This window comes from Ensifer sp. 38_S197, from assembly GCF_056924495.1.
The window spans coordinates 842,163-866,835 of the sequence record NZ_JBXOVZ010000001.1; the positions used below are offsets into that span (position 1 = coordinate 842,163).

The 24,673-nt window shown below is 59.4% G+C and carries 18 protein-coding genes and 2 pseudogenes; 13 read left to right on the forward strand and 7 right to left on the reverse strand.

What is annotated here, in order from left to right; all coding sequences use genetic code 11:
• Nucleotides 1-41: 41 nt before the first annotated feature.
• Nucleotides 42-938, forward strand: a complete 897-nt coding sequence (locus tag AC1Z3V_RS03820) for a LysR family transcriptional regulator (RefSeq protein WP_483497308.1) — start codon at nucleotides 42-44, stop codon at nucleotides 936-938.
• A gap of 632 nt (nucleotides 939-1,570) precedes the next feature.
• Here AC1Z3V_RS03820 and AC1Z3V_RS03825 read toward each other — a convergent pair.
• From AC1Z3V_RS03825 to AC1Z3V_RS03840, 4 genes are all read right to left on the reverse strand, one after another.
• Nucleotides 1,571-3,106 carry an HlyD family type I secretion periplasmic adaptor subunit gene (locus tag AC1Z3V_RS03825; protein WP_483497309.1) on the reverse strand — a complete coding sequence of 512 codons (1,536 nt, stop codon included), beginning with the start codon at nucleotides 3,104-3,106 and terminating at the stop codon, nucleotides 1,571-1,573.
• A 1-nt stretch (nucleotide 3,107) separates the two neighbouring features.
• Entirely contained in the window at nucleotides 3,108-4,799 is a 1,692-nt protein-coding gene (locus AC1Z3V_RS03830) for a type I secretion system permease/ATPase (RefSeq protein ID WP_483497310.1), read from the reverse strand.
• Nucleotides 4,800-4,922: 123 nt separating this feature from the next.
• Nucleotides 4,923-5,813, reverse strand: coding sequence for a hypothetical protein (locus AC1Z3V_RS03835; RefSeq protein WP_483497311.1), 891 nt, complete (start codon nucleotides 5,811-5,813; stop codon nucleotides 4,923-4,925).
• Nucleotides 5,814-6,448: 635 nt separating this feature from the next.
• Nucleotides 6,449-6,580 (reverse strand): hypothetical protein, encoded by a 132-nt coding sequence (locus AC1Z3V_RS03840; protein WP_483497312.1) that lies wholly within the window; start codon nucleotides 6,578-6,580, stop codon nucleotides 6,449-6,451.
• A gap of 247 nt (nucleotides 6,581-6,827) precedes the next feature.
• Here AC1Z3V_RS03840 and AC1Z3V_RS03845 point away from each other — a divergent pair, with 247 nt between their 5' ends.
• From AC1Z3V_RS03845 to AC1Z3V_RS03855, 3 genes are all read left to right on the forward strand, one after another.
• The gene (locus AC1Z3V_RS03845; protein ID WP_483497313.1) at nucleotides 6,828-8,162 is read left to right on the forward strand and encodes a TadE/TadG family type IV pilus assembly protein; all 1,335 of its coding nucleotides are present in this window, start codon (nucleotides 6,828-6,830) and stop codon (nucleotides 8,160-8,162) included.
• 270 nt (nucleotides 8,163-8,432) lie between these two features.
• Nucleotides 8,433-9,026 carry an ankyrin repeat domain-containing protein gene (locus tag AC1Z3V_RS03850; RefSeq protein ID WP_483497314.1) on the forward strand — a complete coding sequence of 198 codons (594 nt, stop codon included), beginning with the start codon at nucleotides 8,433-8,435 and terminating at the stop codon, nucleotides 9,024-9,026.
• A gap of 13 nt (nucleotides 9,027-9,039) precedes the next feature.
• Complete coding sequence (locus tag AC1Z3V_RS03855; protein ID WP_483497315.1) at nucleotides 9,040-9,552, forward strand: YHS domain-containing (seleno)protein; 513 nt, start codon at nucleotides 9,040-9,042, stop codon at nucleotides 9,550-9,552.
• Between the two features lie 20 nt (nucleotides 9,553-9,572).
• Here the strand turns inward: AC1Z3V_RS03855 and AC1Z3V_RS03860 are convergent, their stop codons facing one another.
• Complete coding sequence (locus AC1Z3V_RS03860) at nucleotides 9,573-11,759, reverse strand: adenylate/guanylate cyclase domain-containing protein (protein WP_483497316.1); 2,187 nt, start codon at nucleotides 11,757-11,759, stop codon at nucleotides 9,573-9,575.
• 366 nt (nucleotides 11,760-12,125) lie between these two features.
• Between AC1Z3V_RS03860 and AC1Z3V_RS03865 the strand changes: the two are divergent.
• Both AC1Z3V_RS03865 and AC1Z3V_RS03870 read left to right on the forward strand, forming a co-directional pair.
• Nucleotides 12,126-13,172, forward strand: a pseudogene (locus AC1Z3V_RS03865) (IS1595 family transposase).
• A 422-nt stretch (nucleotides 13,173-13,594) separates the two neighbouring features.
• Nucleotides 13,595-13,693, forward strand: a pseudogene (locus tag AC1Z3V_RS03870) (transporter); the annotation flags it as partial.
• Nucleotides 13,694-13,748: 55 nt separating this feature from the next.
• On the opposite strand, the gene AC1Z3V_RS03875 reads toward AC1Z3V_RS03870, so the two are convergent.
• Nucleotides 13,749-14,654, reverse strand: a complete 906-nt coding sequence (locus tag AC1Z3V_RS03875) for a hypothetical protein (protein WP_429819831.1) — start codon at nucleotides 14,652-14,654, stop codon at nucleotides 13,749-13,751.
• Nucleotides 14,655-15,455: 801 nt separating this feature from the next.
• Between AC1Z3V_RS03875 and AC1Z3V_RS03880 the strand changes: the two genes are divergently transcribed.
• The gene (locus AC1Z3V_RS03880) at nucleotides 15,456-15,935 is read left to right on the forward strand and encodes a hypothetical protein (protein WP_483497317.1); all 480 of its coding nucleotides are present in this window, start codon (nucleotides 15,456-15,458) and stop codon (nucleotides 15,933-15,935) included.
• Between the two features lie 332 nt (nucleotides 15,936-16,267).
• Here AC1Z3V_RS03880 and AC1Z3V_RS03885 read toward each other — a convergent pair whose 3' ends face one another.
• Nucleotides 16,268-17,311, reverse strand: a complete 1,044-nt coding sequence (locus AC1Z3V_RS03885; protein ID WP_483499539.1) for an AraC family transcriptional regulator — start codon at nucleotides 17,309-17,311, stop codon at nucleotides 16,268-16,270.
• Nucleotides 17,312-17,873: 562 nt separating this feature from the next.
• Between AC1Z3V_RS03885 and AC1Z3V_RS03890 the strand changes: the two genes are divergently transcribed.
• The 6 genes from AC1Z3V_RS03890 to AC1Z3V_RS03915 all read left to right on the forward strand — a co-directional run bounded on the left by AC1Z3V_RS03890 (nucleotide 17,874) and on the right by AC1Z3V_RS03915 (nucleotide 24,637).
• On the forward strand, nucleotides 17,874-20,108 hold the full coding sequence (locus tag AC1Z3V_RS03890) for a DUF3604 domain-containing protein (RefSeq protein ID WP_483499541.1): 2,235 nt from the start codon (nucleotides 17,874-17,876) through the stop codon (nucleotides 20,106-20,108).
• A gap of 34 nt (nucleotides 20,109-20,142) precedes the next feature.
• Nucleotides 20,143-21,015 carry a peptidyl-prolyl cis-trans isomerase gene (locus AC1Z3V_RS03895; RefSeq protein ID WP_483497318.1) on the forward strand — a complete coding sequence of 291 codons (873 nt, stop codon included), beginning with the start codon at nucleotides 20,143-20,145 and terminating at the stop codon, nucleotides 21,013-21,015.
• Entirely contained in the window at nucleotides 21,012-22,052 is a 1,041-nt protein-coding gene (locus AC1Z3V_RS03900) for a HupE/UreJ family protein (RefSeq protein WP_483497319.1), read from the forward strand. Before AC1Z3V_RS03895 ends, AC1Z3V_RS03900 begins: the two co-directional genes overlap by 4 nt.
• Nucleotides 22,053-22,120: 68 nt before the next feature.
• Nucleotides 22,121-22,678 (forward strand): HupE/UreJ family protein, encoded by a 558-nt coding sequence (locus AC1Z3V_RS03905; RefSeq protein ID WP_483497320.1) that lies wholly within the window; start codon nucleotides 22,121-22,123, stop codon nucleotides 22,676-22,678.
• Nucleotides 22,679-22,701: 23 nt separating this feature from the next.
• The gene (locus AC1Z3V_RS03910) at nucleotides 22,702-23,277 is read left to right on the forward strand and encodes a HupE/UreJ family protein (RefSeq protein WP_483497321.1); all 576 of its coding nucleotides are present in this window, start codon (nucleotides 22,702-22,704) and stop codon (nucleotides 23,275-23,277) included.
• Nucleotides 23,278-23,371: 94 nt separating this feature from the next.
• Complete coding sequence (locus AC1Z3V_RS03915) at nucleotides 23,372-24,637, forward strand: alpha/beta hydrolase (RefSeq protein WP_483499543.1); 1,266 nt, start codon at nucleotides 23,372-23,374, stop codon at nucleotides 24,635-24,637.
• The last annotated feature ends 36 nt before the right edge of the window (nucleotides 24,638-24,673 follow it).

Consider the following 24,673-nt stretch of genomic DNA (forward strand, 5'->3'; position numbering starts at 1 on the left):
ACTGGGACAAAGCAGGATGAGGCGTTGCGAAAAGAGGGATAATGACGCGATCTGTTCTTGCCGATCTGGATGCCGTTCTCAGCATCGCTCGCCTAGGGTCCTTCCGGGCTGCCGCGTTGGAGCTGGGCATATCCACGACAGCGTTGAGCAACGCCATCGCAAAGCTTGAGCAGCGCCTGGGTATTCGCCTGTTCAACCGCACAACGAGAAGCGTCTCGCTTACCGATGCAGGAAAGACCTTTGTCGAGCGGGTTGGGCCGGCAATGACCGACATCCACGATGCTATGCTCGCCGCTCAAGCGCATCAGGAGATTCCGACCGGCACGTTGCGCATCAATGCCTTTGCTTCGGCAGCCCGAGAGGTCATGGCGCCGCTCATTCTCTCTTTCCTGCAGCGCTTCCCGCAGGTGCACATTGATCTGGTCACGGAGGGGCGGCTCGTCGACATAGTAGCGGCCGGTTTCGACCTGGGCTTGAGGTCGGCCGATTTGGTGCCGAACGACATGATCGCTGTGCCACTCGGTCTTAAGCGCAGCAACGCCGTCGTCGCATCGCCAGAGTTCCTGCGTACGCACGGCAAGCCTGTCGTTCCTGCCGATTTGTACCGGTTTCGTTGCATCCGCGCACGCCTGCCCAATAACGCATTGTTCCGTTGGCGCTTCGAGAAGGACGGGAACCCTGTCCAGATTGACGTGGAAGGCTCGATCACGCTCGACGAGCCAAGCCTTGTCAGGATAGCGGCGCAGAATGGGGTGGGTCTTGGATACGTCATGGAAGCGGACGTGCGCGATGACATTGCGGCGGGGCGATTGGTGCGCGTTCTTGAGGACTGGACACCGTCTTTGGCGCCACTCGCGCTTTATTACCCTGGCAGAAAGAACCCGCCGGCTGCCTTCAGTGCGTTCATTCAGGCTGCTCGCGATTTCGCGAGTCGCTGACCTCCCGCATAGATCGGCATTTTGGGATCAGCCACATCAGCTTTCCAAAGTCAAAGAGAATCTTCTAGCTCTCCTTGTAAGCGAAACGACCGTTTTCCGGACGCTTTTCATCTGGACAATGTACTACCTTCGGTTTTCGATAAAACTTGGCGTCCAAGCGAGGTCGAGCTGGTGAAATGACGACACCGGATGATTTTCCCGTTACCGGGGCGGCTCTGTTCACAACTGTTCGAGGCCTTCAGGCGCCTGGTCGATACGGTTGGCTGCGAAGCCAAGCAAAGCAACGAGTTAAGATGCTCCCACTTGATACATGGCCCGGGCCCACCATACCACGCTCCATGCGACGCCCTCACCTTTCATTGGTGTATCAGTAGCCAAACCTGTCCCCAAGACCCTGTGCTGGCTAATTATTTCGTGAAGGGGTTGATATCTTGGTTACTTCAGCCACAGATGAAATGTCTGTGAAGTCGAACGCTCAGACGCCGGCCCTTCCTCTTACCGCCTAAGAGGAGGGGCATTTGCGTTTGCCGGATCGGAAACGGCAAGCCATTTGTAGACACGCGTCAACGGCATTAGATTTGACCCCACCATCATTGACGCTTGTGGTCCAGAGTGCGCCCCTAGCCTGAAACCTATTTCTGCCTGAACGCCTTGTTGAACGTCATGGTCAACGGGCCGACGATGTATTCGAACGCAGTGCGTTCGACGGTCGGTATGATAACATTCGCCGGCATGCCCGGATACAGTTTCACCTGCGGAAGTTCGGCAAGCTGGTTCTGGTCTATTCTGATTTCCGCGACGTAGTATGGCGCGTTTGTTCGGTTATCCACCAGCCTGTCGGCCGAAACATTGACGACGCGGCCTTGCACCATCGGCGTTATGCGCTGCTTATATGCCGTCAGGTGAACCTCAGCCAGCATGTCGGGATGGACATCGCTGATCTCGTCAACCGCGATTTGTGCGTCGATCACCAGTGAGTCCCGGTCCGGCACCAGATCGAGGATCTTCTCTCCGCGCATGATCACGCCACCGACGGAAAACACAGTCAGTCCGACCACCTGCCCGGAATAGGGCGCACGAATTTCGGTTCGCGCAAAAACGGCCCTGGCATTGTCCAGGCGCGACAGCACTTCGAGTTCCTTGGCCTGCGTGGCTTCCAACTCCTTCGAAGCGTCGGAAAGCCGTTCGTTGTCCAGTTGCGCGATCTGCTGATTTTGCTCAGCAATTGCCTGGCGCGCTTTTGCCATCGCGGAAATCATATCCGCCAGTTCGCCTTCGAGCTGGGCGCCGGTGCGTTCGAGCTGGAGCTGGCGGGGCTTCGAGGTCAATCCTTTCTTGACGAGCGGGTCGATACTTTTCAGCTCCTCGAGAACGGACTGAAGCTGTGCGCGTAAGGCGTTCACCTGCGCCTCGCTGCCATGGATCTGTGCTTCATATTGCGCGATCCGCGCCCGCAGGACGCTGCGCTGCCCTTCCAGCGCCGCCTGCCGGCTTTCGAACTGCTGCACCTGCCCGTTCCAGATATCGGTGACCTGCACGTCCTTTTTCTGCGCGGATTTCAGATCCGCGGGCATGACAAGGCTGGAAGCGCGTGCGAGTTCCGCCTTCAGCCGCGCACCTGCGGCCCGCAGCGCATAGAGTTGTTGCAGCAGCACCTTGAACTCGGCGCGCGCCTGGCTATCGTCCAGCGCTAACAGAAGGTCGCCCGCCTTGACGTGGTCGCCTTCCTTCACCGACAGTCTCTTGACGATGCCACCATCCAGATGCTGGACGCTCTTGCGGTTCCCCTCCACCTTGACGACGCCATTGGCCACCACCGCGCCACGCAGCGGAGCGAACAAGGCCCAGCCACCGAGCACACCAAAAAACAGGAAGATGACGGCCCAGCCGAACAGCGACAGATGGCGGATGGAATCTGACGGCGGTGGTTCGTTCCCGTCTTGGCCGTCATCGCCCACCGCGCCGGGGTCCATTTTCTGGACGCTCTTTCGGTGAGTATCCGGTAGCGAAGTGGCCGCGCGCGCCACCGCTATCGCGCGGTCCGCTCCGGCCTGCTCCACCATCTCCTGCACAGGCGCCGCACGCAGGGCATCGGCCACCGCCGGCCGCAGCCGGCTGTCAAGGCGTCCTAGAAGCGATTTCAAATTGCTCACATTGGTCGGCGCCACTTCATGCCCCCCGCCTGTTGCCGTCCTGCAAGGCATTGGGAACGGTCGGGCGCACCAGCCGGGCCATCACTTCCTGCCGCGGTCCCATGGCCTCCACCATACCGTCTTTCAGCACCAGTAGAGTATCCACCACTGACAAGGTATTGGGCCGGTGGGTGACCATGACAACGGTCGTCCCGCGCCGCTTCAATTCCGCGATGCAGGCAAGAAGCGCGGCGTCGCCGTCCGCGTCCAGGTTCGAACTCGGCTCATCGAGAAGGACGAGGCTAGGATCGCCGTAAACGGCCCGCGCCAGGGCAATGCGCTGGCGCACGCCCCCGGAAAGCACAGCTCCCCCCTCCCCGAGATTGGTGTCGTAGCCCTTCGGCAGGCGCAGAATGATGTCATGCACGCCGGCCAACCTGGCGGCTTCGATAACGCGCATGTCGCCCTCACGGCGGAAGCGGCTGATGTTGGCAGCAACCGTGTCGGCGAACAGTTCGATATCCTGCGGAAGGTAGCCGAGATGGCGGCCGAGCGTGGCGCGCGGCCAAACGGAAACGTCGGCGCCGTCCAATCGCACAACGCCCGCGGAGGGCGCCGTGACCCCGATGATGAGGCGGGCCAACGTCGACTTGCCAGCGCCCGAGGGGCCGACGACACCCAGAACCTCGCCGGCGCCGATGCCGAAGCTGATGCCACGCAGGATAGGCTTTCCGTTGCCCGGCAACGCGAAACCCACCGCCTCCAGCGTCAGGTGCCCTTCCGGGCGCGGCAGGTTCAAATTCTGTTCCTGTACCGGGTTGTCGAGGAGCATAAGCTTGACGCGCTCATAGGCGCTGCGCGCCGCGACGAGGTTGCGCCAGGAGCCGACCATTTGTTCCACCGGCTGCAAGGCACGCCCCAGCATGATGGAGGCCGCGAACATCGCGCCGCTGGTCGCCATGCGCTCGATGACCAGATAGGCGCCGACGCCCAGAATGAGGGACTGCATCGTCAACCGCAGGAACCGTATCAGGCCCGACGCCGCCGCGGAGCGGTCGCTGGCGAGTTGCTGGCGATCGATCATCCTGTTGCGATCGCGCCGCCAGCGCAGAAGAAGGCCGGGCAACATGCCCATGGCCTGGATTACCTCCGCATTACGCAAGCTTGCCTCGGTGAAATTGTAGCTGCGCGAGGCGGCTTCGTTGGCGTCGACCATCGGTTGGCGCACCAGCCATTCGTTGGCGACCGTCATGCCGACCAGGATGAGCGCGCAGCACAGGGCAAAGGCACCCAGATATGGGTGAAGCAGAAAGATGACGAAGATGTAGATCGGCGCCCAAGGTAGGTCGAACAGCGCGTGGATGCCCGGCCCGGTAACGAACTGCCGGAAGGTGTCGAAATCGCGCAGCGGCGGATGCGCCGCGCGCCCGCGCCGCAATATGCCGTCGAAGGTGGCGCCGACAATGCGCCGTGCGAGAAGGCTGTCCAGGCGAACCCCGGCGCGCGACAAGATGCGCGCCCGCACCATGTCCAGCGAAGCAAGCGCGCCCAGCGCCACAAGCAGAACCAGCGTCAGCATCACCAGCGTGACTTCGCTGCCGCTATTGATGACCCGGTCGTAGACCTGCAGCATGTAAAGCGGCGAGGCCAGGTACAGGATGTTGATGGCAAGGCTGAACAGCGCCGCCGTCGCGAAATAACGCCGGCAGGCCGAAAAGGCCGCGTTCAATTCCTCGGATTTCGGTTTGACGCTCACGCTTTGCCGGCCGAGGCCGCCCCGCTGGCTGAACTTTCGGGACTTGCAACAAGTTGCGCAGACGCGCCCCTTGTCAAAGTCCAGTGAGGACCTCGCTCAGGCCATGTGCCAGTAATCGTACTGGTAATCGAGTGTTACTTTTATTGAATCGCCAGGATCCGCCTGGCCGTTAAAGTGAATATTGTAATCAACCTGGTGATCGTTCAACGCGGTCGAGGTCAGGTTCGCCTGCCCCGACTGATGCGTTGCATCCAGATTGATAGCCCCGCTAGTCCAGTCGACTGCTGCACCGATGCCGCTATCACTCACGCCACCATTTTGGTTGCCTGTCAGGTCCGCCGACTCTGCCTTCAGCGTACCACTGAAGTGGAAGTCGAAGGCGTCACTCGGAAGCGGATTGGTAAAGGACAGGACGTTTCCATTGATGTTGCCGCCGCCGGTGGTCGAATCCGAGCGGTAGTGAGTAGCGGAAACGTGGCCTTCACCCTCAACATGATATTGATCTGCCGTGCCGGTGATATCGATTGTTACCGTGTTGGTGATCGGATCGGTATGGCCGTCGGTAATCTGGTAGGTGAGCTTGATTTCCTTGACGCCACCACTCAAGAGCTCATCGAGCGCACGGCTGTTCTTATCGATCTCGATAGTATCTCCAACGACCGTGATATAGGAGGGCAGGTTTCCACCGCCGTCCAAGCTCACGCTGCCGTCAACGATGTGCAGCACATCTCCGTCTACATCACTTGCGACGCCGTTGACGAGCTGGACGGTCTCGACATCGGGGGCGAGGTTGGTGATCTGATGAGCGGCGTTATAGATCGATTGCGTCTCGGTCACGTCCACATGGATCGTTGTGGCCGTGGGCTGATGGTTCTCTGTTACCGGGTGATCCCAGTTGGCCGGCGCAGCGTCCGCATGGAAGTCCGTGTAATATTCGCGGGCGTGGTACTGCACGTTTTTAGCGTTGCCCGACGTCCACTCCGTCACAGTAGAGGCCCGGCGGGATACTCAACCCATCAATATAAACGTCGCTCTCCGCTATAAGTCCGACGATTTTTCCCCGGCTTGGCATGTGGGTACTCCTGGCGACTTCAGTCAATACCAAACAATTCACTATTCCTATTGGGCGGCGCTGGTCTGAACCTGAGGTGCTGGCTCTTTTTTCATTGCAATGAGGGACTAGTCGAAGCCATTGCGTCGCTCGCCACAAGCAACGGAGCGCCGGGCGCTGAGGTTGGGTGCAGCTCCCAGAACCAGGGGCCCTAACGATGATCGCACAGGGATAATTCCTGGTCGCCCCTCGTGCCCCGATCCGCTGAACGCAGGCGATTCATCGTCGGCTGCTTCCTGCCGTCGACTTTCGGGGAGTGCAACCAGTCCCTTCGTATTACTCCACCGCGCACCAGTCGCGGATATGCGATATTGCAAATCTCATCTGAAGCCCGCGATACTCCACGACAAGCTTGTCTGCTTCCCGGCGCATAAATCTGGCTACGTAGTTGCGCACCGCCCCAGCTTCATCGACGATTTCAAATACGTATGTCATTGCGTAACCCCCACGATTTTAATGGTTTTGCCTGCTTCTTCTTGAGTGAGACTTACGTCCACACACTTTGATCTCGTCAGGGCTTCTCCGGGGGGCTGCGCGCCTCGACCTTGAACATCCGGATCGTAGCTAAACGGTTCGGCGAGGTATGAACACGCCTTTCGCTCACCTCGTCGCTGAGGCAGTCCGAGAAATTCTCGCGCGCCATGCCAATCATCCCTGCTTACGAGGCTTATTCTCGCGGAATGATTGAATCAGCTACTGCTCCTGTTCGCTTTTAACGACTTCTTAGTCCGCATAACATTATCTATTCCTAATGTACCGATTGGGGCGGCAGGGAACGTGCAGCCAACTGGCCGCATTTCGCCCCCGCTCATTAAAATCGACGACGCTTTTTGCTTTCGGGTCTCGTGGCTCCGAAGCCGTCGTGATCTGTTGAGGGGCAACGAAGCAAAATGCTAAGCAAACTGAGGAACACGTTTATCCGCATCCTTGCGGACAAAAACGGAAACTTCGCCATCATGACAGCTTTGGCGATAGTACCGTTGTTTACGGCTGCTTCCATCGCCATCAATCTCGCCCGCATCAATCTCGAGTCCGCCAAGATGCAGGACGCGCTCGATGCGGCCGCCTTTTCCGCGCTGAAATCCTACGGTGACGAAGGAAATGAAACCAAGGCGAAGGACCTCGCGAATGGCACCTTCTTCGCCAATTTCGGCACGTCTGAGATCGTCGACGAGCTGGGTTCGGGGAGTTCGGCACCTGGGGCTTCTCAAGCAGTCAAGGTCGCTTTTGGTTCCCTCGGGGTGGAGAGTACGGCAACGGCGACCTATGAACTCAAATACGCGCCGCTATTCTTTGGTCTTCAACCCTATACGATTGATCGCGTAAGCGTCGCCGCCCGCATGCCGGGAAGAGAAGCCTGTATGCTGGCGCTTAGCTCGACCGCAACCCGGGCTTTCGAAGTGAGCGGCAGCGCCACGGTCGATACGTCCGGCTGTACCATCACTTCGAATTCGAGCGACCCGCAGTCGATCTATCTCAGCGGTTCAGCCACGCTCAAAACCGAATGCCTTTACACGGCTGGCAAAGTCTCGGCGACGCTGGCCCATCTCGAACTTGCCTGCCCCAAGGCGGTGGAAGACGTTGCGCCGGTCCAAGACCCGTTCCAGTCAAAGAAAATGCCGCCGACGGGGAACTGGGTGAGCCTCGCGGGATGCGGACAGAACTTTGTCGGTGGCGGTAGCGGCAATGGCGACTGCAACGGTACCAGCAAGACGCCGAACAATCCGCCCGCCGGCTATACCGTCGAACTGAAGCCTGGCACCTATGGCGGTCTGGAGATCAAGGGCAAGGTTCTCTTGCGGCCGGGCGCCTACATCATCGACGGCAGCCCACTTAAATTCGCCAGCCAGTCGGTGATCACCGCTGAGGGCGTCACCTTCTTCCTGATGAACGGTGCCCAGCTCGACATTCACGGCGGCTCGACCTTCAAGGTCACGCCTTCGCTTACGGGCGACTGGGCAGGTTTCTCGATCGTTGCCGCCCGGAACAACACGGCGCCGGCGACAATCAACGGCAACAGCGCCTCCTCACTTGCGGGCATCATCTACGTGCCGGCATCGCGTGAGATCCAGTACGCCGGCAGCGGTTCTGCGAGCGGCGAATGCGTGCGCATCGTCGCACAGGAGATCACCATGATCGGCAACAGCAGCTTCAAGCTGGACTGCAAGGCGACGCTCGCAAACAACACCATCAACAATCCTGGTGCAATCCGTCTGCTCAGATAACAAGAACCAATCAGGCGGCTGGAACAGCGCGGGGCGACGCTGTTTCGTACCCTAGCTCCGAGTGTGGCCAGCAGTTCCTGTGAAGGCCAGATCCTCGGCAATGGGATCCGGACAACCATGTCCGACGACGCTTCCCCATGGGCTCCGCCGGTACTTAACTAACGACCGAAGATAAAACGGCCAGAGCGTCCTTGGACACCAGACTGACGGGCGTCGCCGCCTACCTAAAAAACAGGGTCCGTGCTATTTTTAGGAACGGAAGGGCCAGCCATGCGCGGGTTGTTTTCATTGGTAGCGCTGATCTTCACGGCGACGATCGCCGCCGCGGGAAATCCGTTGTTCGATGCCGTTACAGCCCGAGATTCCGCCGCCGTCGAGAAGGCTCTGGCAGCGGGCGCCGATGTCAATAGCCGGGCGCGCGATCAGGCAACCCCTCTGATGAACGCCGCACTGGCAGACCAGCTCGCAATCGCCGAAATGCTGATCGGTAAAGGTGCGGACGTCATGGCGCGCAACTCGGGCGGTTTTACGCCGCTTCATGCCGCGGCTTTCTCCGGCAGCCTGTCGATCAGCAAGCTGCTGCTCGACCATGGCGCGACGCTCGACGACGCGGCCAACAAAGCGGGTGTGACACCGCTGATGGTGGCAGGTGAGGAAAATCACGTCGCCCTCGCAACGTTTTTTCTCACGAGGGGAGCCGATATCGGCCATGCGGAGGTTCACGGCTACACGCCGATCACGCGGGCTTTCTGGAAGGGCAACGCCGACATCGTCCGGCTGTTCAAGCGGCATGGCGCGACCTGTGCTCCGGCCAGCGTCCTCGGCGACGAGGATTATGTGAAGTGCATGGGAATCCACGATTGAGCAGGAGGGAACGATGCTTACAGTGAGCAAAAACGCTTCCACGCGGGGTCTTCGCGGCTCTGTCGCGATGTTCGTCCTGGCGGTCGCAGCGTACGTTGGCGGACCATCGGCTTACGCCGATGACTCGGTAAACACGGGCTACTTCGGCGGCGTAGCGATCATGGGATACGACCCGGTCGCCTACTTCACCAAAGGCAAGGCGATGAAGGGCTCCGAGAAATTCTCATACGAATGGTTGGGAACACCTTGGCATTTCGCCAATGCCAAGCACCGCGAAATGTTTATCAGTGAGCCGATGAAATATGCGCCGCAATATGGCGGCTACTGCGCGGGCGAGGTAGCTTTCGGGTCTGTCACAGTCAACATTGATCCAGAAGCATTCAAGATTATCGACGGCAAGCTTTACTTGACCTACGATCAGGGTGGCGCGAACTGGTTCGCGGCCCACGCGGCGGAAGCAGTCCCCAAAGCCGATGGCAACTGGCCGAAGATCGCGGCCGAACTCAAACTGGATCAATATCACTGAACCGCCACGGACGCCCCTGTCTATTTGACTGGCGAGAAGTAGAAGACCTTGCTCGAGTTCACGTAAGCATAGCCGGTTTCATCGGGCGAACTTGCACGCCTGTAAACCGGGCCGCAATCGGCTTGACCAAATGCGTTTTCACTCTGCTCGCAGAGCAAGTCCCCCTTGACGAAAACCGTCTCGGTCATCATCTGCGTTGCCGAGCGGAATGCCGCCTTGCCATCGCGATCGACCTGCATGAGTGCCGGGCTTCCGGAGGGTCCGATCTTGCCCTGCAGAAGCTTCCCCATGACGGCATTCGCGATCTCGTCACCGTTCAAGCGGTCGTGCGCGTCGCCCTGGAATCCGAACGGCCATTCCGGCATACCGGCCTCGCCCAGGGCGTCGAGGATGAACGCCAAGTCCTGCTCGTTGCGAAAGTGGGCATGACCCATCCGCCAGCCCGCCAGGGATTCGACGGATTGACTTCCGCCGAGCAGCCGGATTCCTTCGGCGACAGCCGCGCGGGCGTCCTGAAGCCGGCCGGCACGGACGTAGGCCATAGCGAGAGGCGTAACGAAATAGCCGTTCCCCGGCGAACCGTCGCGTGCGCGCGCGAAATTTTCGATGGCCTTCTTGTAGTCGCGCTGTAGATAAGAAATCAGCCCAGCGGTGTACCAGTCGACGGCCGATAGGTTCGGATCAAGCTTGAGAGCGTTCTCGACGGCTGCAGCGGCTTCGGCAAGGTTTCCGGAAAACAGCTGAACGTATGCGACGGCCATTTGCGCCTCGGCGTCGGCGGACCCGAGGGATACCGCCTGCCGCGCTGAGGCGATCGCCTCCTCATAGCGTCGCTCCACGACCTGAATGACGGCGAGAACCGCGTATGGCGATGATAGATCGGGGTCGAGCGCCAAGGCACGACTTGCCTTGTCGTAGGCCCTTTTTCGCGCCAACGCGCTCTGGAGTACGTCGTCGAAGGCGTTTCGCCAGACGTAAGCAGTGGCGCGCGCGTCGGCGGCGAAGGCCCCGGCAAAATGGGGGTCGAGCGCCTCCGCCTTGTCAAACAGGGCCAGCGCCTCCAGCAACGAGGAAGGGCGTCCGGTCCTCGTCGCCTGCTCGGCACGCAGATAATTGTCATATGCCTCAAGGTTCGCGGTCGGCGGCCGGGCAATCCGTTCGGTTTCGGATCGGGTCAACTCCAACCCAAGTGCCTCGGCGATCTGTCTGCTCATCTCGTCCTGTAGCACGAACACGTCCACCGCGCCGCGGTCGAACCTCTTGGCCCAAAGATGGCCGCCGCTTGCGATGTCGATCAGTTGGGCATTGACGCGGACTTGATCCCCCGTTCGACGAACGCTGCCTTCGACGACAAAGCGCACGCCGAGATCGCGTCCGATGTCGGCGGTAGCGGCGGGTTTGCCTTTGTAGGCGAACACCGAATTCCGGGCGGTGACCTCCAGATCCGAAAGACTGGCGAGATCGGTAATCAGGTCGTCGGTAATGCCGTCGGTGAAATAATCCTCGGCCGGATCGCCGCTCAGATTGGCGAATGGTAGCACCGCAATCGATGTACGCTGCGGCGCAAACGGCCATTGCCAAGCAAAGACGATCGCGAAGGTTCCGATCAGCAGCGCTGCGACGCTCGCCAAGATGATGATAGTCCGACGGCCCTGCCTGCGTGTGGCGGCAACTACCTTTCCCGCCTCGGCGGGCTCGAGAAGAACGCGATAGATACGGATGGGGTCGGCTATGTTCTTCAGGTGCTGCTCACCGAGAGCCGAGAAGCCGACATCGGCCTTGTGCACGGCGTGATCGAAGGCAGTCCCGGATATGCAAACGCCGCCGGGTTGGGCCAGAGTTTGCAGGCGCGCGGCGATGTTGACGCCGTCGCCGTAGATGTCATCGCCTTCGACAATGACGTCGCCGAGGTTGATGCCGATACGGAACTGAATTCGCTGTGCCGCGGTGACGCCCTGGCCCTGGCTGGCCATTTTCCGCTGGATCACGGCGGCGCATTGAACCGCGTCCACAACGCTTGCGAACTCAACGAGCGCACCATCGCCCATGAGCTTAATTATGCGGCCATGAAAGTCGCGTATGGCGGGATCAACCAACTCCCGGCGGCAGGCCTTCAGCCGCTCCAGGGTGCCAACCTCATCCTCTCCCATGAGGCGGCTATAGCCAACCACATCGGCAGAAAGTATTGCGGTGAGCCGCCTCTCCATTTCCCTGCCCACCCTTCCAATGGCCAACTTTATCCTACCACTTCGAGGGCGTGCAGGCACCGCAAGTCCCTGGTGATGCAATCGCGAGCTTATGTCGCGTCGCAGTCTTGGTGCGAATGCTTCGGGATCAGGGCGCTAAGCCAGTCGGCAATGCTTCGCCATATTAATGGTTCAGGCAAATACGTCGCCAACGCGATTGATATGGATCTCGACGCTGGTCGTGTACCATCTGAGCGCTAGAGTGCTTGCGATACCTAAGATGGCCATTCCACTTGATACATGGCCTTTATCAACCAAAGACAGCAAGAAGCTTGATGCTCAGGGGTTACCGTGCGATTCTTCGGGCATGATCCGAAGGAGATGAGAATGTCGGAGATGCTTGCGGCGCTTACCAACATTCGAACCGCGGAAGATATGATCGTGGCCTTTCGCGATGAGGAGCAGTGTCGGCGATTGCTTGAAAGCATGGTGTGGCCAGCCGGGAGAGTTTGCCCTGCCTGCGGTTACAAGCGCTCGATCGCAATCGCCGGGCGCGATATGGGCAAGCGGCGTGCGCGTCCGGGTCTCTATCAATGCTCCAGCGGCGATTGTCGCTTCCAGTTTACGGTGACGACCCACACGCCGCTGCATCCACAAAGCTTCCTCTGCGTGTCTGGCTGAAGGGCATGTGGCTGATGCTGCAGTCGGATAAAGGTTTGTCCTCGGTGCGCCTGGCCGAGGCTCTGGGGGTGAGCCAACCGACGGCCTGGCGGATGGGACACGCGCTGCGTCTCATGGCGGCGCGCGAGCACATGCTCGATGGCACGGTGGAGATCGACCATTTTTATCTCGGTGGGCGAGCAAGAATAAATCGGACGATCCACCGCCTGGACGAGGCCGAAAAGGTCTGCCGAATACCCAGAAGACGCCTGTCATGGTGATCGTGCAGCGACCAGATGACGTCACACCCGGCACTCCGGCCGGTGACGCGCGTGCTGCGGTGGTGACTGGTCTTTCGCTCCGGGCAGCGGCGCGCGCCACCGAACAGCAGATCGACCCCGACGCCTATTTGATGAGCGATGAGGCGACAGCGTTCATGGCCCTTGGCGCGAACTATGCCAGGCATGACACTGTGAAGCATTCGAGCCGCGAATACGTTCGTGACGCCGTCCATGTCAATTCGGTCGAAGGTTTCAATGCCCGCGTCCGCCGCACCATTGCCGGCGTCTTCCGCACTGCTTGGCCCGTCACAATGCGCTGTGACCAGCGGAAACCGATCTCGTGGAAATACAGGTCGGCATGCTGCGGGCTTGGTCACGCGTGCCACCGGCGCTGCAATTGCTGCAAGTCTTTCGCGCCGCGACCGGCCGTCAACTGCGCAGAAGTCCGGATGGTGGCATCATCGTCAAATCAGCAGTCGCTGTCTTTGGTTGATAAGGGCCTGATACATTATGCGATCATTTTGGCTCAAAACGTGAACATTGCGTAACACGCCGTACATGGACTCGTGAATTGACGCCGGGTCACTGCGACGCCGTGAGGTACACGTTAGCTGAGGTCGGGGCGGGTGTTTGTTGCCGAGTTCGAGGTGCTCGAAATTTGATACAATTCGGCCCTGGGTCGCTACGATTGATAGCGTAATTTCGGTCGAAATGCTTGGTGGTTATTGTCGCTGGGGCTTGAATGGCACAACGAGGGCCTGCGCTATTTCTGTTCGGAGGACGTCCATAAGTTCCTGATACTCGGCGATGCGCTCGCCACATTCTGGAGCGGTCGATCGTTCCCAAAGCAACTTCTCGTCATTTGCAGTCTGAAAGTCGTCGCACATGTCGCGAAACGCCTCGTCGTGGAAAACGATCAATCTCACAGCCGGCATCCGCTACTGGGCGGAGGCGCCGGAAAACGGCCACAGCGGTCTGGGCTTCCGGCTCGATCTTACCTTTTTTTCGAAGTAGGTCCTGCCACGGCGCTTTTAAAGACAGTCTATGGCGGCCAGGCGCGTCTCCAAGATCAGTTTCGACCGATATGGGTAGAAGCGAGGCGAGTCGTGGATCCCGAGGCCACCCAAGGAGGGTTGTCGGCGACGGCCCGCGCGACGATGCCGTTAGGTTGGGCGACAGCGGTCGCAACCTTGCGGGCGACGTCGGACTGGATGATGAAGAGTTCTCGACTGCTAAGGTCGTCGTCGTAGTTCTGCGACCAGAGGATTGCTCCGTCAGATGTATCCATGAGACGGGCCGTCACCCGGACCTTGGATCCGGACACCCTGACACCGCCTGCCAGCAGATAGCGAGCGCCCGGCCCGCCAAGAACTTCCGAAGCTCTGCTCCCTGGGGCAAGCTGTCGTAACGTCTCACGACTGTAGACCTTGATTTCCTTGAACCGTGGCAGAGCGCTGAGCAGCTCCTCGGTCAGACCGAGAGTGTAGAGCTCCGCCTGCGGCCCGTCACCCAGATTGGCGAACGGTGCAATCACGAGCGTCGGCTCATTAGGCGCCTTCGAAGTACTGTCTCGTTGCGCGGCCCCAATTGCATGCTCGCTCGCCCAGTATGTCAGCGCGGCAAGGCCGATGAAGCCGACAAGACCAAGCGTCGGCCACCAGCGACGTAGCCGGGATCGGCCGGGCTGCACGCCACCATCCTCGACCGAAGCTGTCTTGGGGGCTGTTGGTATCTGGCTGTTCCAAGCGAACAAAGGTGCGTAATGCCCTTTCGGAATGTCAATCCTGATAGGATCGAGCTGTCCGGCGACAAGATAGTAGCGCTCGAGAGCACGCCTCAGCCGTCCGGCTTCGATGCGGACGACGGGATCGTCCTGGGTGAAGTCTTTGCTGCGCTTGAACACGTCGATCGCGATGGTGTATCCCTTCAGGCGCTGCGCGCGGCCCGCCAGGGCCTCCTCGACGACGAAAGTCAAGAAAGCCGCGCCGCGGCCCGCTCGCGGAAATTCCGGACTGGACATGATGCGCGCGAGCTGATCACGAACCTCTGCTGGGCTTGGCGAAGATCTTTGCGATCCTTCTGAGTCCTGCGACCTCTGTGTCACGGATATGTCCATCAATTGCTCCCCCACCACGCAAGCAGTCGCCACAATCACAGATTTGTCGCACAGGCTTTAGCCAACCGATTGTGCTCACCGGTGGTGGCTCTCCCGAGCGGGTGCTCTGTCTCTTGCTACACTCTCGTGGCCGGTTCTTACCATTTGACGCCAAGCAGTCGTTGACATTGCTTCATCCGCCAGAATCGGTGGCACCTCAGACTGGGCAGTCCGCATTTTGCGCTATCAAGCCGCTCGGTCTTGATCAGGCACTTCCCCCACCGCATCCCTGCAACGCTGGGCTGCGTTGCTCGTGCAGCAGCACGGGCCGTTCAGCTCAGCGAATTGGCAGGCACGCGCCAGCCAGCCACGTCACCTGCCCTTGCGAGATCAGCGTCAGAAACGCGAGCGCGGGGTTGCATGGACAAGCGTCCCCCAACCCCTCTTGCCACGCTCGGTGGCGGCGAATATGCAGAAACTATCAGGTGAGAGCGACCGCCCTAACCGACCGAGCCTCCAGACAACAAGAACATTGCCCTTGTGCATATCTGCAAGACAAGCCTAAATTCCTCTCGCCCTTGCGTACTATTGAGATCCGGGCCGCGGCCGTGACGCTAATTGCGCGCTGCGTTGTTGACGCGCTGGGTTCACTGGAATCCAATTTGGATGGGACAACACTGCATGAATGTTCTCGATGAGACGCCGTGGGGCACCGATTGGACTTGGAGCCTGCCACTCATTCTCTTGAATGTTATCATCCACGTGTTCGGCTTGGCGTTCATCTACGACGGCTTCACCGTTCTCCTTCAGGAAATAGACCGACGGCGCAAATTCATGTTCCGCTTTGCGGTAGCCATGAACACAGCCGTCTTCCTGATCGTGGCGTTGCACGGGATTGAAGCGATCAGCTGGGCTCTCGCCTACCTCGCGCTCGGCGCCATCCCGGATACAAAATCTGCCATGCTTTATTCACTGGGGGCCATGACGGGGTTTGGGACTGGGAACGTCTCGTTGCCGCCGCACTGGCAGATGATGGGCGTGCTCCAGTCGCTGGCCGGTCTGCTGCTGTTCGGTCTCACCACTGCCTTCATGTTTGCGATGTTTCAAGCGGTTTGGCCATCGCAACAGCAGGCCATCGACCATCAATCTCCCACTCACTAGGCTCGCCGGTGGGTCACACCCCTCTGACCCATCCACCGGCCCTCCTCCCCAACACTTAGGCGCGACGATCCGCCAAAACACCCGGTGGGCACTGTATGCGGAACTGGCTCACCGTCTGCAGCCCAATGCGGTGTCCCTGGGTGCATCTGCCCAGTTCGTTTGTCGGGCTGCTCGGATGCAGCCTCGGCAATAGCGCCGGCGGGGGCGCCGCGTTCGTTCGGCGCAAGTGTGCCGGTGAGAGCGCATCGGGGGAATCATATCGTCCAACTGTTCGCCTGAAGTTGTGATGCTCGCTCAGACGCCCCGCCGCGGCATTCGCCTGACGCAGAACGTCATCCGGCGGCGCTATCTGAGTTTTTGTCACGAAATTCGCGTGGTCCGCAGCCGGTTGCTTTTCGAAAGGCGCGGGTGAACCCGGTGGGAGACGAATAGCCCAGATCGCCGGAGATGCTGGTTATCGATAATCCCGTGTGCTGAAGGAGTTCGATGGCGCGTTGCGTTCTCACTGTGTTTGTCAAACTGCGGAAATCCGTATTTGCGCGGCCAAGTTCCCGCTGAAGGGTCCGGACGCTGGTATCCATCGACCGGGCGATATCGTCGATCATGATGTTACCGGCCATTAGCTGTGTTCGGATCTGCTCGACAGTAACTTGGATAAGGTTTTGTGGAGCACCTCCCAGCCGCTCGCGCGCTAGGTCGGCAATCGTTAGGGCAGCCGGTGACGTTCGCTTCGTCGAGGCTGACAACCGGTGACGTTCAAAGGCGACCCCGACCGCGGGCGCATTGAACATCACAGGACATTGAAAGACATCTTCAAAAACAGATGTGTTTGTCGGCTTCGGAATATCGAGCTCGACACGCAGCGGTCGCCAACTCGTTGGCAGAAATGCCTTTGCGACACTTAACAGTTCTCCGGCCGCGGCGCTTGCCACCGCGACATATCCTGGTGAGCCAGCCAACGCGAAGGCGTAGCTGTAGAGGACCTCGTCACCGCGTACCGTCGTCGACAGGCGATCGTATGTGCTGTGATAGCTCAGGCCTGCCACACTGCGTTCAATCGCTTGACCGAGGGTTTCTGCTTCAAAAATGAAGCGGCCGAAGCTGCCATACGCGGCCACATTCATGCTTGGAGCCAACAACAGCCCGAGGTTGGGCTCTCCTGCGGCCTTTACGATCTCATCGATGAAGTTCAATAGGGCCCGCTGCGGAATGAAAAAATTCCGATCCTCAATCAAATCGACATCGAATCCAGCAGCCCGGTTCGCGCGGCTCAGCGCTTTTTCCCCGATCTCATCGCGTACGAAGCTGGGTATGCCATGCAGGACATGGCTGGAGATGACAGGGACTTCGGCTATTGACGGCGCTCCCCACGCTATCGTTAAAGTAGTTCAATCATATATATGCGGGACGTACGCAACGCAACAGATGGTTGGTATTATCAGGGCTGAAAAAGAAGCGCGGACGTGTCTTACGTCAATGTTGTCCATTCGGTAGTTGGAACCAACTGGACCCTCAGATTCGCGGGCCCCTTGAAGGGCAGCGCGACTGCGGCGTCGAAGCGGTCAGAGCGGTTCTGATTACCCCAGCAGGCGGCCGGCTCGACAATCTCTGCGGACTCCGTTGACAAAACGGCGGTTGAGCGGTTGTCTGGAAGCGGCCGAACGCAACGAGGGCTTGCGAGACGCCAGGCATTCGCATCTCAAGCATGATTCTCTTCGACTACTATCGGGCGCGCTTTGCCACCTAGGCGAATCCGGACACATCAAAGGAGCGCCTTTGGCGTAAAATGAAAAGTTTGATCGGTGGCTGAAGCTAAGTTCTCGCCGAGAGATGCTGACCTCGTTGGCGAGCTTGTCTGGTCTGATCGATACTTTACCCCGTTTTGCGGGTCTTGGAGGGGATATGTCTAAACTTCATAGTTCTTCAGTCGCTATTTGGATGGCCCGGGTTAGCGTGCTCGCCACTCTTTCCTCATCTCCGGCGCTCGCCGATCCCAATCCCGACAGGGATGTCTTTTTCGGAGAGCAACACATCCATACAAGTTGGTCGTTCGACGCTTATATTTTCGGCAACACGAAGGCCACGCCGGCAGACGCCTATGATTACGCCAAGGGCAAGCCGCTGAAGCACGCATTGGGTTTCGACATGAAGATCGAGCAGCCGCTCGACTGGATGGGTGTCACGGATCACTCCGAATATGTGGGCGTGATCCAGCAGGCAAACGATCCAAGCGCGGCTCTCGCCAAGAGCGAACTCGGAAAGGAACTCCAGATCAAGACGCCGGCAGACATCCAGCGCGTCTATCTGCAGCTCGGTCGGACCATGACATCGAACCAGCCGATCAAGGAGCTGGTTTCGCCCGAACTAATGTCATCGGTCTGGGACCGCAACAATGAGATGGCCAACGCGGCGAACGAGCCCGGCAAATTCACCGCTTTCAACGCCTATGAATGGACGTCGACGCCGAACAGCCGCAACATGCACCGTAACATCTACTTCAAGGATTCGGCGCATCTTCCGGAATTCCCCTTCTCGTCCTTCGATTCAGAGGCGCCCGAAGATCTGTGGGCATGGATGGATAAGCAGCGGGCGGCCGGCATAGAGCTCCTTGCCATCTCGCATAACGCCAATCTGTCCGATGGTCTGATGTACCCGACCGAAGTCGACAGCAAGGGCCGGCCGATCGACGAGGCATGGGCGGCCTCGCGCATGCGCAATGAGCCGCTGATCGAAATCAAGCAGATCAAGGGCGCGTCTGAAACCCATCCTCTGCTCTCCCCGAACGACGAGTTCGCCAACTTCGAGATCATGAGCTATCTGCTCGGCGATCCGGCCGGCCGCTTTGACGGGATCAGGGGCAGCTTCGTGCGTGACGCCCTCCGCAACGGCCTCGCGTTCGAGGACACGCGTGGCTACAATCCGTATAAACCTGGCTTTGTCGGCGGCTCGGACTCCCACAACGCTGCGGCTCCCTACCGTCAGGACAATTTCTACGGCGGACACGCCGCTGGCGACGGCGACATGAAGGGTCGCATGGAAGGCAAGATGTTTGCCGGCCTTGATCCCAAATACGAGAACCCCGCCGGCCTGAGTGCGCTCTGGGCCGAGGAGAACACGCGCGATTCCTTGTTTGAAGCAATGAAACGCAAGGAAACCTATGCAACGAGCGGCACCCGCATAAAGGTCCGCCTCTTCGGTGGTTATGATTTCTCCGACCGCTCTCTCTGGGGCGAGCGCTGGAGCGAGCATTGGGTCAAGGAGGCCTACAAGAGAGGCGTGCCGATGGGATCCGATCTACCCTCGACGGAGACGGACAAGGCACCGTCTTTCCTCGTCTGGGCCGTCAAGGATCCGACATCGGGGAACCTCGATCGCGTTCAGATCGTCAAGGGATGGTCTGCGAGCGGTCAGTCCTTCGAGAAAGTCTATGATGTCGTGTGGTCGGGCGACCGGAAGCCCGACCCGGTCACCGGCAAAGTGCCGGCCATCCCTTCTACGGTCAACCTCGAGAAAGCGACCTACGAGAACAGCGTTGGATCAGCCGAACTCTCCAAGGTCTGGACTGACCCGGACTTCGATCCATCCGTTCATGCCTTCTACTACGCACGCGTACTGGAAATCCCGACCCCCCGCTGGACAACGATTCAGGCCAAGGAATTGGGCATCAAGGTCCCGCAAGTCGTTCCAGCGACGGTTCAGGAGCGTGCCTGGACCTCGCCGATCTGGTATGCGCCAGGTGAGAGCAAGGAGCGGGCAGCGGCAGGCGTTCGCATCGCCGATATCGGCACAGGCGGCAAGGCACTCGACCAGCAGGCTCTGACCGGGCTGATCGTGGGCAAAACGGTCTGGTTGAAGAACCTGGTCACCGGCGACGTGTTTCGTACGGTGTGGGACGCAACGGGGCAGCGGGTATTGCTCAATCTCGACCCCAGTCACCCGATACCGCAGCACTTCGGCAACAGCGCGCAAGATGCCTACCTCGGTGTTCCAGTTCACTACGAAGTCACAGACGGGAAAATCGTCGAGAACTTCGGCAATGAACTGCTGAGCTGGACCGCCTACCAGGTCAGCGAGCGGACGCTGCTCGCGCGTAGCAATGAGTTCGGCTATGCCAACTACGAAGTCATTCCCGCACCTGAAACGCTGACGGACCTCAACACGGTCAAGCGCTAGGCTTGAGCGACAACAGCTTGGTTGAGGGCGTATCTTGAGCAATCGAGTGAATGAAGCTTTGAAGCGGCTCGTCCGTGAGCCGCTTGTCCATTTCACGGTAATTGGCGGGGTGCTCTTTCTGGTGGTCGGCCAGGAGGGGCCGACGGGCGCGCGTCAGCAAAACGAGATCGTCATCAGCGAAGGCGACATTGATCAGTTACTCGTCGCGTGGCGGTCTCAAGGGCTCCCTCCCCCTTCAAAAGAAATCGTTCAGGGATTGGTGGAGGCGAAGGTTCGCGAGGAAGTGCTCTATCGCGAAGCAATCGCCATGGGACTCGACCAAGACGACATCATCGTCAAACGTCGACTGGCGCAAAAGATGGATTTTCTGGCGGAAGACCTGTCGACACTTCACGACCCAACGGCTGAGGAACTGCGCGAGTGGTTCAACTCGCATTCGGACGAGTTCGTTCTGCCGCCAAGGATTAGCTTCCACCATATTTACTATTCGAGAGACCGGCGCGGGAAAGACGCCGAACGCGCTGCTGCGCAAGCCGTGGCGGCCATGACCGACCCGCAGGACGGCGATCGGTTCATGTTCCAGAATTCCTATGCGGAGCGAACGAAAACGGACCTTCAGACAATTTTCGGCCCGACGTTCGCCCAGAACGTTTTTGATTTTGGACCGGGGAAATGGGCCGGCCCGGTCGAATCCGGATATGGTTGGCATGCTGTCTTCGTCGAGCGCAAGACGCTCCCGACAAAGCCGAGCTTCGACGAAGTCGAGGACGAGGTTCGGGTTGCCTGGCTCAATGCTCGACGTGCGGAGTTCCGGGAAGAAGCCTACCGAATGATGCGCGAAAAGTACAAGGTTACCCTTCCCGCTGTCGATCGCGAAGAACCGCCTTCGGGGGCCCGCACTCCATGATCGTGACCGGCCGATTCCGTCATTTGCGCTGCCTATGGCTGTTGATCGTGCAATTCACCGCAGCGCTTTGCGTTGCATGCGTCGGCACGACGCAAGTCGCCTACGCGCATGAATCCCGACCCGCCTTTCTTCAGATACGGGAGATTGGGCCGAAACAATACGATGTCCTTTGGCGGACACCAGTCAACGCCGGCATGCCATTGCCCGTGTTACTGCAAATGCCCGAGGGTTCTCGCGACAGAGCTGATCCACTCATTCAGCGCCTGAGTGATTCCACGATCGAACGACGCCGCATTGCGCTCGACGAAGGCGACATTGCAGGCCGGCGGATCGATTTCGTGGGGTTGCAGGCGACGATTACAGATGTGCTGGTCCGCATGTCTTGGCTTGACGGCCGGGAAGTGACGGAGATTATCAAACCGGCGCGGCCGTGGATCGAACTCTCCGACAATCAGACCATCTGGCAAGTGGCCAAAACCTATGCGTCGCTCGGTATCGAGCACATTCTTCTCGGAATCGACCACCTGCTTTTCGTTGTCGGCCTGATGATCATCGTTCGCACGGCAAGCTCGTTACTTAAGACCATCACCGCCTTCACAGTTGCGCACAGCATCACGCTCGCTCTAGCCACACTTGGTTATGTCTCAATCTCTACCGGCCCTCTCAACGCCGCGATTGCGCTTTCGATCCTGTTCCTGGGTGTTGAGATCGTGCGGTTTTGGCGGGGCCAAACAAGTTTTACGCTCCGCCAACCATGGATTGTCGCCTTTGCCTTCGGCCTGCTGCACGGGTTTGGATTTGCCAGCGGTCTGGTGACGACTGGACTACCCAAAGGCGATATTCCCCTCGCTCTATTCTTCTTCAACGTCGGGGTAGAGATCGGGCAATTGGCATTTGTTTTGCTGATCCTCATGCTCCACCGCGCGCTGCGCCTGCTTCAATTCGATCTGTCCGGCTGGGCGCGCTATGCCCCCGGCTATATCGTCGGTTCCCTGGGCGCCTACTGGACAATCGAACGAACGCTGCTTCTCTTCTAAACTGTCATCGAGGCCCAATGATACACCGATACGTCTCACAGTTTTTCCTCGCGGCAATCGTATGCGCGATGCTTGTGGGTTATGCCGAAGCCGCTTTTGCGCACGCGGAAGGGGGACACGTCAGCGGGCTCCTCTCGGGGCTGAGCCATCCTGTCAGCGGATCGGACCATGTGCTTGCGATGGTCGCGGTCGGTCTTTGGGGTGCCCTGCTTGGGCCTCCGGCGCTGTGGATCCTCCCGATCGTCTTTCCTGTCGCCATGGCGGCCGGGGGGATGATGGGGCTTCTCGGAATTCCCCTGCCCTGGGTCGAAATTGGCATTGCGGCTTCTTCGATCATCTTCGGGCTGTTCATCCTGACCGACGTGCGCATCAGCCTGGCGATCGCGATCCCATTGGTGATGGTCTTCGCCCTGTTTCATGGGCACGCGCATGGAACGGAACTCGCTCCGGGCGCCGACGCAGTCCTTTATAGCGCCGGGTTCGTCATTGGGACCGGGCTGCTCCATGCCGTGGGCATCGGAATTGGCGCGGTGGAAAAGCTCCCAAGGGGCAGAACTGCGGTGCGCTTTCTCGGCGGAGGCGTGCTGCTGGGCGGCTCCTACTTTCTATTGGGTGCATTGGCGTGAAACCGCATAGCGTCGGGACAGTGATGGCACTGTTGGCGTGGTCAGCGCCATCGATCGCCCATGCGCATCTCGTAAATTCTGGAGTGGGTCCCTTCTACGATGGTGCGATCCACCTGCTCCTGAGCCCGACGGACGTCATTCGGCTGATTGCACTTAGTCTCCTGGCGGGCGCACAGCGACCAGCCTCCGCGCGAGCAATCGTGCTTGCCGCGCCGATCGCATTGTTTCTCACAAGCCTGGCTGGTCAAAGCCTCGGCACCACAGGCACATTGGAAATTGTGAACAGGGCCGCGCTTTTCCTGATCGGCGCTGCGATAGCCGCCGATCTTCAACTGCCGCCAAGATTCGCCATCCCTGTGGCAGCTGCCTATGGCGGGCTTTTCGGTTTCCAGAACGGGATAGAAATACAGGTCGACGATGCCGGCCTCATTACGCTTCTGGGAACGACCGCCGGTGCGACATCGATCATAGTGGTAGCCACAGCGCTGGTCGTTTCGGCCACAGCGTTTCCGTTGCGGGTCGCTTGCCGCGTGCTGGGCAGTTGGACTGCAGCTGTCGGTCTTCTCTCCTTGGGTTGGGTCATCGCCAGACAAGGTTAGTTCACTAGTGACGTCGTAGAACAGCAGATTTGTGGAGACGCTTTTGACGAATTCAGTCTTCGGTCGGACAGGGTATGCAGGCAGCCGCCACGTGATCAGCCTTTGCTTGACGCTCATCGTGGTTTCGGGATGCGGTGGCCATCCGAAGGGTGTATTGACGCCGGTCGCCGAGACGCAAGCCGACGCAAGCCGGGTGGACATGTTGATCACGACAACGCGTGATCGCTCGCAAGTGCCCGGAGAAATGTTCTCGGGCGAGAGGGCGCGTGCGCCAAGGTTCGCCGACATCACCGTATCCATCCCCGCTGTGCGGAAGGTCGGTGACGTGGCTTGGCCGAAGAAGCTACCCCCCAACCCGGCCACCGACTTTGCGACCCTGAAGGCGGACGAACTGACGAAGGACGAGGCTAAGGCTTGGCTGAGCACTTCGGTCCAGAAAAGCCCTGACCGCAGCGTGCTCGTGTTCATCCACGGGTTCAACAATCGCTTCGAAGACTCCGTCTATCGTTTTGCCCAGATCGTCCATGATTCCGGCGTCAAAAGCGCGCCCGTTCTGGTGACCTGGCCGTCGCGGGGCAGCCTGTTGGCCTATGGCTATGACCGTGAAAGCACCAACTATACCCGCAATGCGCTGGAATCGCTGTTCCAATATCTGGCTGCGGATAAGCAAGTGAAAGACGTCTCAATCCTTGCGCATTCCATGGGGAACTGGCTGACATTGGAAGCGCTTCGCCAAATGGCAATCCGTAATGGACGCCTACCGACAAAGTTCAAAAACGTGATGCTCGCGGCGCCTGACGTCGACGTCGATGTGTTCCGCTCGCAGATCGAGGACATGGGCAATCAGCACCCGCGGTTCACCCTCTTCGTATCGCAGGACGACCGGGCGCTCGCTTTCTCGCGCAGGGTCTGGGGGGACATCCCCCGGCTGGGATCGATCGATCCGGAGCAGGCCCCTTATAAGCAAGAGTTGGCGGACCATGATATCACCGTCATTGATCTGACCAAGGTGAAGGCCGGGGATAGCATGCACCATGGCAAGTTCGCAGAATCGCCGCAGGTGGTCCAGCTAATCGGCGCCCGGATATCAGAGGGCCAGACGTTGACCGACAGCAAGATGGGCCTTGGGGATCATCTTATCGCTGGAACGACCGGGGTTGCGGCAGCAGCAGGCAGCGCTGCGGGCCTCATCCTCGCTGCACCGGTTGCCGCTGTCGATCAAGCGACACGCGAAAACTACGCTCACCATGTGAACGAGTTAGCCGGCCCGTCGGGCAGCAAGCCAGCGAACGCCGCCAAGGAGTGTGTTTCAAATCAGAGCTTGGAGCGCGCTCCCACATGTCGCTCGCACGAAAAATGAGGATCAGCCTATGAACTGCTATATCAATCTCGGCCT

Bases quoted from the DNA above. Each gene is read 5' to 3' on its own strand.
- AC1Z3V_RS03900 (WP_483497319.1), top strand. From the start codon at position 21,012: ATGATCGTGACCGGCCGATTCCGTCATTTGCGCTGCCTATGGCTGTTG.
- AC1Z3V_RS03890 (WP_483499541.1), top strand. From the start codon at position 17,874: ATGGCCCGGGTTAGCGTGCTCGCCACTCTTTCCTCATCTCCGGCGCTC.
- AC1Z3V_RS03820 (WP_483497308.1), top strand. From the start codon at position 42: ATGACGCGATCTGTTCTTGCCGATCTGGATGCCGTTCTCAGCATCGCT.
- AC1Z3V_RS03880 (WP_483497317.1), top strand. From the start codon at position 15,456: ATGAATGTTCTCGATGAGACGCCGTGGGGCACCGATTGGACTTGGAGC.
- AC1Z3V_RS03840 (WP_483497312.1), bottom strand. From the start codon at position 6,580: ATGGCGCGCGAGAATTTCTCGGACTGCCTCAGCGACGAGGTGAGCGAA.
- AC1Z3V_RS03845 (WP_483497313.1), top strand. From the start codon at position 6,828: ATGCTAAGCAAACTGAGGAACACGTTTATCCGCATCCTTGCGGACAAA.
- AC1Z3V_RS03860 (WP_483497316.1), bottom strand. From the start codon at position 11,759: ATGGAGAGGCGGCTCACCGCAATACTTTCTGCCGATGTGGTTGGCTAT.
- AC1Z3V_RS03910 (WP_483497321.1), top strand. From the start codon at position 22,702: ATGGCACTGTTGGCGTGGTCAGCGCCATCGATCGCCCATGCGCATCTC.
- AC1Z3V_RS03850 (WP_483497314.1), top strand. From the start codon at position 8,433: ATGCGCGGGTTGTTTTCATTGGTAGCGCTGATCTTCACGGCGACGATC.
- AC1Z3V_RS03905 (WP_483497320.1), top strand. From the start codon at position 22,121: ATGCTTGTGGGTTATGCCGAAGCCGCTTTTGCGCACGCGGAAGGGGGA.
- AC1Z3V_RS03855 (WP_483497315.1), top strand. From the start codon at position 9,040: ATGCTTACAGTGAGCAAAAACGCTTCCACGCGGGGTCTTCGCGGCTCT.